Source organism: Coleofasciculus sp. D1-CHI-01 (assembly GCF_040218875.1).
Taxonomy (GTDB): Bacteria; Cyanobacteriota; Cyanobacteriia; order Cyanobacteriales; family Coleofasciculaceae; genus Coleofasciculus.
The window spans coordinates 48,778-55,811 of sequence record NZ_JAVJQP010000140.1; the positions used below are offsets into that span (position 1 = coordinate 48,778).

Annotated in this window: 4 protein-coding genes; 2 read left to right on the forward strand and 2 right to left on the reverse strand. The window is 44.7% G+C overall.

What is annotated here, in order from left to right; all coding sequences use genetic code 11:
• Nucleotides 1-742: 742 nt before the first annotated feature.
• Together dnaE and RIB93_RS24895 are read right to left on the reverse strand one after the other, a co-directional pair.
• A complete protein-coding gene (gene dnaE / locus RIB93_RS24890) occupies nt 743-4,681 on the reverse strand; it encodes a DNA polymerase III subunit alpha (RefSeq protein ID WP_446376699.1) in 3,939 nt (1,312 codons plus the stop codon).
• Between the two features lie 202 nt (nt 4,682-4,883).
• Nucleotides 4,884-5,477 (reverse strand): hypothetical protein, encoded by a 594-nt coding sequence (locus tag RIB93_RS24895; protein ID WP_446376701.1) that lies wholly within the window; start codon nt 5,475-5,477, stop codon nt 4,884-4,886.
• A 615-nt stretch (nt 5,478-6,092) separates the two neighbouring features.
• Here RIB93_RS24895 and RIB93_RS24900 point away from each other — a divergent pair.
• Both RIB93_RS24900 and RIB93_RS24905 read left to right on the forward strand, forming a co-directional pair.
• Nucleotides 6,093-6,344 carry a UPF0175 family protein gene (locus RIB93_RS24900; RefSeq protein WP_446376703.1) on the forward strand — a complete coding sequence of 84 codons (252 nt, stop codon included), beginning with the start codon at nt 6,093-6,095 and terminating at the stop codon, nt 6,342-6,344.
• Nucleotides 6,337-6,819, forward strand: coding sequence for a DUF3368 domain-containing protein (locus RIB93_RS24905; protein WP_446376705.1), 483 nt, complete (start codon nt 6,337-6,339; stop codon nt 6,817-6,819). The genes RIB93_RS24900 and RIB93_RS24905 overlap by 8 nt, the downstream gene beginning before the upstream one ends.
• Nucleotides 6,820-7,034: the final 215 nt, after the last annotated feature.

Sequence of the window (7,034 nt, forward strand, 5' to 3'; positions counted from 1 at the left end):
AAGCATCATCTTTACAGAATCTTTACTAACCTAGTCCTTAATCTTCACATAATCTTTAAACTGAAGTCCCCCCCGTTCAGGGGTACTGCAGGGACATAAACCCCTACGATCCAAGTGTTTTAGCAATTTAGCACCGGGTAAAACCGGGGTCTTCTGTACTTAGGGTGCTAAATTGTTAGTTTGATTAGTCCGAACATTGAATAGTAAGAGCTTTAGGCATTTCTTCCCATATTTCAAGTCGTTTTGATGGAATCAGGCGCTACAGTCCTTATTTGGTAAGCGTTATGAACTCTGAAAGCTGATAGTTTAGCACACTAAGTCTGGAAGAACCCGACGCCATCGTGAGGAGAGCGAAGCGTAACGCACCATTCATAATGCATCATTGCTCAAGACATTGGTGGGTTACGGCGGATACTTCATTGAAGGGTTATTGTCTTGATTAAAACCCCGCCTAACCCACCCTACTGGACTACTGGACTGACACACCTTAATTGATGAATTAGAATCACGCCCCGAAACCGTAGGGGCGCATAGCGTGCGCCCGATTCAATGGTAAAATCTATTCCAACATTTTAGCTGTGGGTTTGTCCGGGTCTTCCGTAGAAAGAAACAATAGTTAAAAAGCTACAGTTGCGGCTAAGGTAATCTAAGCCCTTAACGGTAGCATGGTGTGTTAATACAGCCCTTCCCCCTGTAAATGGACTATCAACCTAAGGCTGGTTAATGCTGCGGCTTCCCTCTCTTAAAAAACAGGTTGCAATACCTCCACCTGCTTCAACTCCAAGCCTTGCTCAAATATCTGATCAATCGGTAACATTTGAGCCTCATCTGTCATAAACTTATGGTCTTTTGTCGCCCGAATCGTAGCACCATCCTCTAACACATATTCAAACACCTCTTGTTCACCGCGATTATGCCATTGTGCAATGGGTTGCGTGTAAACATAACCATGCTCATCCACACTATAAACCGTACACTCAATCTGCTTTTCTACAATTTCCCCAATTGCCACAGCGCCATATTCAACCGTGAGAATCTGTGTATCATAACTCAAGCAGTATTCAGCAAATAGAATCATCTGCTCGAATAACTCTTCCGCAATCCGTTTTGCTACACCATTTTTTGCCGCGCCATCGATAAAAATCTCTCGATGTTTCTCCATTTCTGCCACTTTCTTTTTACCCATACAGTTATGAGCAATAAAATCATTGGCAATAAAGTTATGGGTTGGGGAAATACTTAAGTCAAAAACCTCCTCTTGACCAACATATTCAATCGAGACAATTTCATCCCAGAATACATCGGATTCCGCAATTGCCATCAGTGCTTTATCCGGCAAAGCCGTGGCAAAATTCTGGACTCGATGACGTGCTAAACTCCGAGTGGGAACTTTCTGGAAATTTAAACCAGAAGACATGGTTCCCTGTCGGACACCAGCAGCGTGATCAATCTGTTTCCACGTCATACCCTTTGCTTTTTTCGCTTGGGCAATTAAGGAAATCACGTCTGGAGGAATTGAATGTTTTGACTGATTCTGCGACTTATTCTTTATCACCGCATAACACGTTTGAGCTTGTTGCCATTTATAGCTACTCAAAAAGGGTTGAATCAGTTCACAGAACTTAAGCATATCCTCACGCCCTGTAATTTGCGCTCTGTAGGAAATGTGAGGCTTGCCATTGTACTGAATTGTTTTAACGTTAAACAGGGCAACAATACCCAGTCGCAGGAGTAAATGCTGAATTTGTCTGATGAGGATTTCAGAGGTTGATGTATAGTCTGTATGTCCAATTTTACTATCAAAGCTGCCATCGGTTGACCATAATGTTCCTAAAAACAGTTGCAATTGACGGCGAGATAGTGTGAACACCCACTTGGGAATTTTTTTATCTCTTGAATGAGCGCGTTTAATATAATGATCAACCCAATGGTTAAAGGCAGAAAGAAAACCAATCCGGACATAGGTTACAGATTGACGATTCGGATGGAACTGATGATCGACTGGTGCAGTCGTCCCAAAAAGTTGTTCTGCACAATGATTAAAATCAGCAATCAGTTCAGGGTCACTATTACAGAAATAACTACAGGAAGGACTCTTTGTCGAAAGATGACCATCACCTATTAGATAAGCAGTTAGCTTAATTTGAGCATCTGATATATCACTCTCTGCCGCCAGTGGTAATATCTTAGCTAGTCCAATCCGACTACCAACCTTAAACTGATCCAGAGGCTGCCATCCTAATAATGAATAGAAACGATGATCCGCTGTCGCTTTAATTTTACGATTGGTTTTCGTGATGATTTCCCAAACATCTCGCACGCCGTTCGGATGAATTTCACTAATCGGTTGCTGAGTAATCTTTTGCGTTACCTGATCCAGAGACAACACCTCTCGTCCCAACCAATACTCAGGTTTGGATGCAATGTCTTTGAGAGACACTAAACGCCCCGTTTCTGCATCAATAATCTCCGTTGAACCACTCAGACATCGACGTAGTAAATCCGCTTGACCCAGGGAATACCCCGCCAAATCCTGAGCCATTTTCATGATCTGCTCTTGATAACAAAGCGTACCATACGTTTCTTTTAAAATTGGCTCTAATAGCGGATGTTGATATTCAACCTTTTCTTTCCCATGTTTCCGATTAATAAACTTAGGAATCAGACCTGCATCCAAAGGTCCCGGACGATACAATGCCAAAATCGAAGAAATATCTTCGATACTCGACGGTTTCAACTCCCGCACCACCTGGCGCATCCCCGACGATTCTAGTTGAAAAATTCCCTCTAACTCGCCTTTCTCTAAAACCTTATAAGTCTGTTTTATGTCATCGGGTATTTTCTTGATTTCCCCTTTTGCCACAATCTCAAACGCCTTACGTTCATCCAGGGGTAACTGATCCAGATCTAACGTTATATTTTGATGTTGGCGAATCAATTCCGCCGTTTTCTGAATCGTGGTTAAATTTTTCAGACCTAGAAAATCCATTTTCAAGAGTCCGAGGGATTCTAAGTCCTCCATAAAATACTGAGTAATCACCGCCCCCTCATTATTCACCTGCAAGGGAACAATTTCATCTAAGGGTTCGGATGAAATCACCACCCCCGCCGCGTGAACGCCAAAGGTTTTATTAGTACCCTCAATCCGGATTGCCATATCCAGCCAGCGCTGCACTTCGGGGTTATTTAAGTAAGCATCTCTAAACTCTGGTGTAGGCGTTTTCTCAGAAATCATTACCTTTAACTTAGTGGGTTTTCCCCGTGAAACCGGAATCATTTTTGCCATCCGATCTGATTCCCCATAGGGAATATTCAAAACCCTGGCGACATCTTTTAATACCGCCTTTGATGTCATCCGGTTAAATGTAATAATTTGTGCCACCCGATCTGCCCCATATTTGTGGGTGACATATTCAATCACCTCATCCCGGCGTTCAATACAGAAATCCGTATCAATATCAGGCATAGATTTCCGTTCCGGATTGAGAAAGCGCTCAAATAAAAGCCCATGATGCACCGGATCAATATTAGTAATTTTCAGGGAATAAGCCACTAAAGAACCCGCCGCAGAACCCCGTCCTGGACCGACAGGAATCTTCTGATCTCTGGCATATTTAATATAATCCCATACGACTAAAAAGTAGGTGGAAAATCCCATCTGCTGCATCATTTTCAGCTCATATTCCAGCCGTTCTTTATAGACGAGATCGATGTCACTGCGAGAACGACATCCCATGCGCTCCAATAATCCATCCCAAGTAACTTCTTCTAAGTAACTATTAGCACTGTGACCCTTGGGAACGGGATAATTGGGGATGCGTGGTTCCCCCATAATGTCATAACGTTTTACCTTATCCGCGACCTCCAACGTATTCGCGATCGCCTCTTGGATCACCTCATCGGGCAAATGATCCCGAAATAGCTGTGCCATCTCCTCAGCAGACTTAAGATACTCGGTACCGGAGTAGCGCATCCGCTTTTCATCTTCGATTAATTTACTCGTCTGAATACAGAGTAAGGCGTCATGGGCTTCGACATCGTAACAGGAGATAAAATGAGAGTCATTTGTGGCAACCAGTTTAATCTCCAACTCACGAGCAATTTTAACAATTTCTACATTAACAATTCGGTCTTCAATCGAGCCATGATCTTGAATTTCTAGATAATAATCGTCACCAAAAACCTCTTTATACCACTGGGCGATTTTTCGGGCGTGTTGCACATCACCTTTGAGAATGGCTTGGGGAACTTCTCCCCCTAAACAAGCACTGGTGACGATTAATCCCTCACTGTACTGTTTGAGTAATTCTTTATTAATACAAGGACGCTGAAAAATTCCTTTTCCTTGGATTCCTTTCAGATTAGAAATTGTCGTCAGTTTAACTAAATTTTTATAGCCTTGGGTATTTTTAGCCAAAACAACTTGATGATATTTGCGGGGTCGCTTCGTCTTATCTTGAATATCCCCATTAATCACATACATCTCATTGCCGATAATCGGCTTAATCCCTTTCCCCCGACAGACTTTAATCAACTCGATCGCGCCATACATCACCCCATGATCCGTCAGTGCGATCGCACTCATCCCTAATTCCACCGCCCGATCCACCAGTTGCGGGAGTTGGGACGCGCCATCAAGTAAGCTGTAGTCACTGTGAATATGTAGACCGACGAAGGACATAGGACAAAGAGAGATAAGGATTCAGTTAAGGGGTGCGATCGCTCACCTTCATGGTAAGCTGACGGGTCTAATAGCATTCCTGATTCATCCAGATTGACCCTGGCTACCCCACATATAAGGATACATCATTCAACTACACCCTATATGTAGGCACACCACCCGTAGGGGATTGGTAGGGGCTTGGTAACCAAGCCCCTACGGTTTAGGCGATCGCACCCGATAGTTCATGCCAGCGCTGATGCCACAATTGCTGCATTTTTTGCATAATCTCAGGTAAATCCTGAAACTCCTGACTTTGTTGATTAATTTCTCCGACTAATCCCTGAAGTCGGTTAAACTCTCGGCAACAGTAGAGTACCCGTTTCCAAGCCCCATACCAATCCTGTGCAGCTTCCTGATGGGCGCGAATGGGTTTCAGGCATTCTTCCTCGTTTTTCAAGTATTCCGCCTGTTTTGCCCACGCCTGACGCCAGGTTTGCACGGTTTCGGGTTGGTCATGCTGATCATACCAGTCGCGTTCACGGCGGAAGATTTCGCCTAATTCATCAAGCTGGGAACGAGAGGTACAGCGCCCAATTGCCGCCAATCCAGCCTCAATCCAAAGGGGCAAGTTGCGATAACTAACAAAGATAGCACGGGATTCGGCTAGCTTGACCCAGATTTGGTGGTGCCAGCATTCGACGCGATCGATTTGCTGGAGGGGAATGTTAAGAAATGTAGCGACTTGGTGGCGTACTTCGTCGAGGGAAAATTGGCAAGGATCAACAACTCCAGCCGTGATCAAGTTCCGAGGCATGGTAAATCACTCCTGATTTGGGTATGAGCGGTAGCATTGGTTTGATTTAGGACAGTTGATGTTGGATTTGTGGCGATATCGGCTGTTTTGCCAGGAAAACGCCTAAATCCTCAACCCTAAAATCAATTGACCCAAAATCTTAGCCACCCCGCACAAGTTGCCATAAGAAGTCGGAGTGGCTAGAGGAGTGTTAGTATTTCTTCTAGCTTCCAGACTGGTCTGGTCAGTTTGGGGGTTAGCTGCTCAGAGCTGCGGGAACAGCTTTGAGTGGCGCTAAGAGTTTTCGGTTTAATTTGGATTATCTTAGCACATTGAAGGATGGATGCCCCAGCGTCAAGGCTTTGTTACAAAAGTTTATTAGGCAGTCGTATTTTTATCTAAACTTGCTTAATGAAACCACCCCGCTCGTAGGGGCGCATGGTATGCGCCCATTCCCCAGTGTGCGACGATAAATCCCAATATGTGCCCATCAACCTCGACAGGAAAGACACACAGGGTTACAGGGCGCACAGGGTTACAGGGCGCACAGGGTTACAGGGCGCACGCCGTGCGCCCCTACAAATCGACTGTCTACCCGACAACTACAATGAGAGAAGATTGAATTTGAATTTGGCTATGTATGAAATTACACTGTCCATATCTGAAGAAACAGTACAGGCACTGAAGCTAACTCCTGAAAAACTCGATAGTGAGATCCTTTTAGCCGCCGCCGTTAAGCTTTATGAATTAGGGCGACTTTCTTCTGGAGCCGCAGCAAATCTAGCCAGAATTCCACGAGTCGTATTTTTATCTAAACTTGCTGAATTCGGTGTTGATACTTTTCGCTTAACTGAATCAGAACTAGCGGAAGATTTAGCTAATGCCTGAAGTCATTACCGATACGTCACCAATCCAGTATCTTTACCAAACCAATTTACTGAACTTACTCCCTAGTTTATACAATCAAATTATCATGCCCCAAGGCGTTGCTGAGGAATTGGCGCAAGGGCGTTCTCTAGGTGTAGCACTACCTGAACCTGACTTGCTTTCCTGGATAACCATTCGTCCAGTGCAAGAATCACCACTTTTGCCATCCGCCTCTGATCTGGGAATAGGGGAGCGAGAAGCCTTAACCTTAGCACTAGAAACTCCAGATTCTCTTGTCCTACTTGATGATGCTCTTGCCAGACGTTGCGCCCGTCAACTAAATATCATTTTCACAGGAACATTGGGTATAATTCTCAAGGCAAAACAGTCTGGATACATTGAGGCAATATCACCCATTTTAAATCAGCTTGAGACACTTGGCTTCCGGTGCGATCTGCAAACCCGCGCTGCTGTGTTGAATCTGGCTGGAGAATGACCTTGTGCGATCGCTCAAACTCTTCAAAAAGTCTCGCGATTACCTTCGGCAGTGCGCGAGAACCTACAATAGGGGCTGCTGAATAAGTCTTGTGGTGAGGGGGAGCTGGGGAAGCTGGGGAAGCTGGGGGAGCTGGGGGAGCAAGGGTACATTTTACCTGAGCAAGGTGATGCCATACTTATGAAGGATGCTACCCCATTTCCTTGCACTTTATC

Coding starts and splice junctions, on each gene's coding strand:
- dnaE (WP_446376699.1), bottom strand. CDS start 4,681: ATGTCCTTCGTCGGTCTACATATTCACAGTGACTACAGCTTACTTGAT.
- RIB93_RS24895 (WP_446376701.1), bottom strand. CDS start 5,477: ATGCCTCGGAACTTGATCACGGCTGGAGTTGTTGATCCTTGCCAATTT.
- RIB93_RS24900 (WP_446376703.1), top strand. CDS start 6,093: ATGTATGAAATTACACTGTCCATATCTGAAGAAACAGTACAGGCACTG.
- RIB93_RS24905 (WP_446376705.1), top strand. CDS start 6,337: ATGCCTGAAGTCATTACCGATACGTCACCAATCCAGTATCTTTACCAA.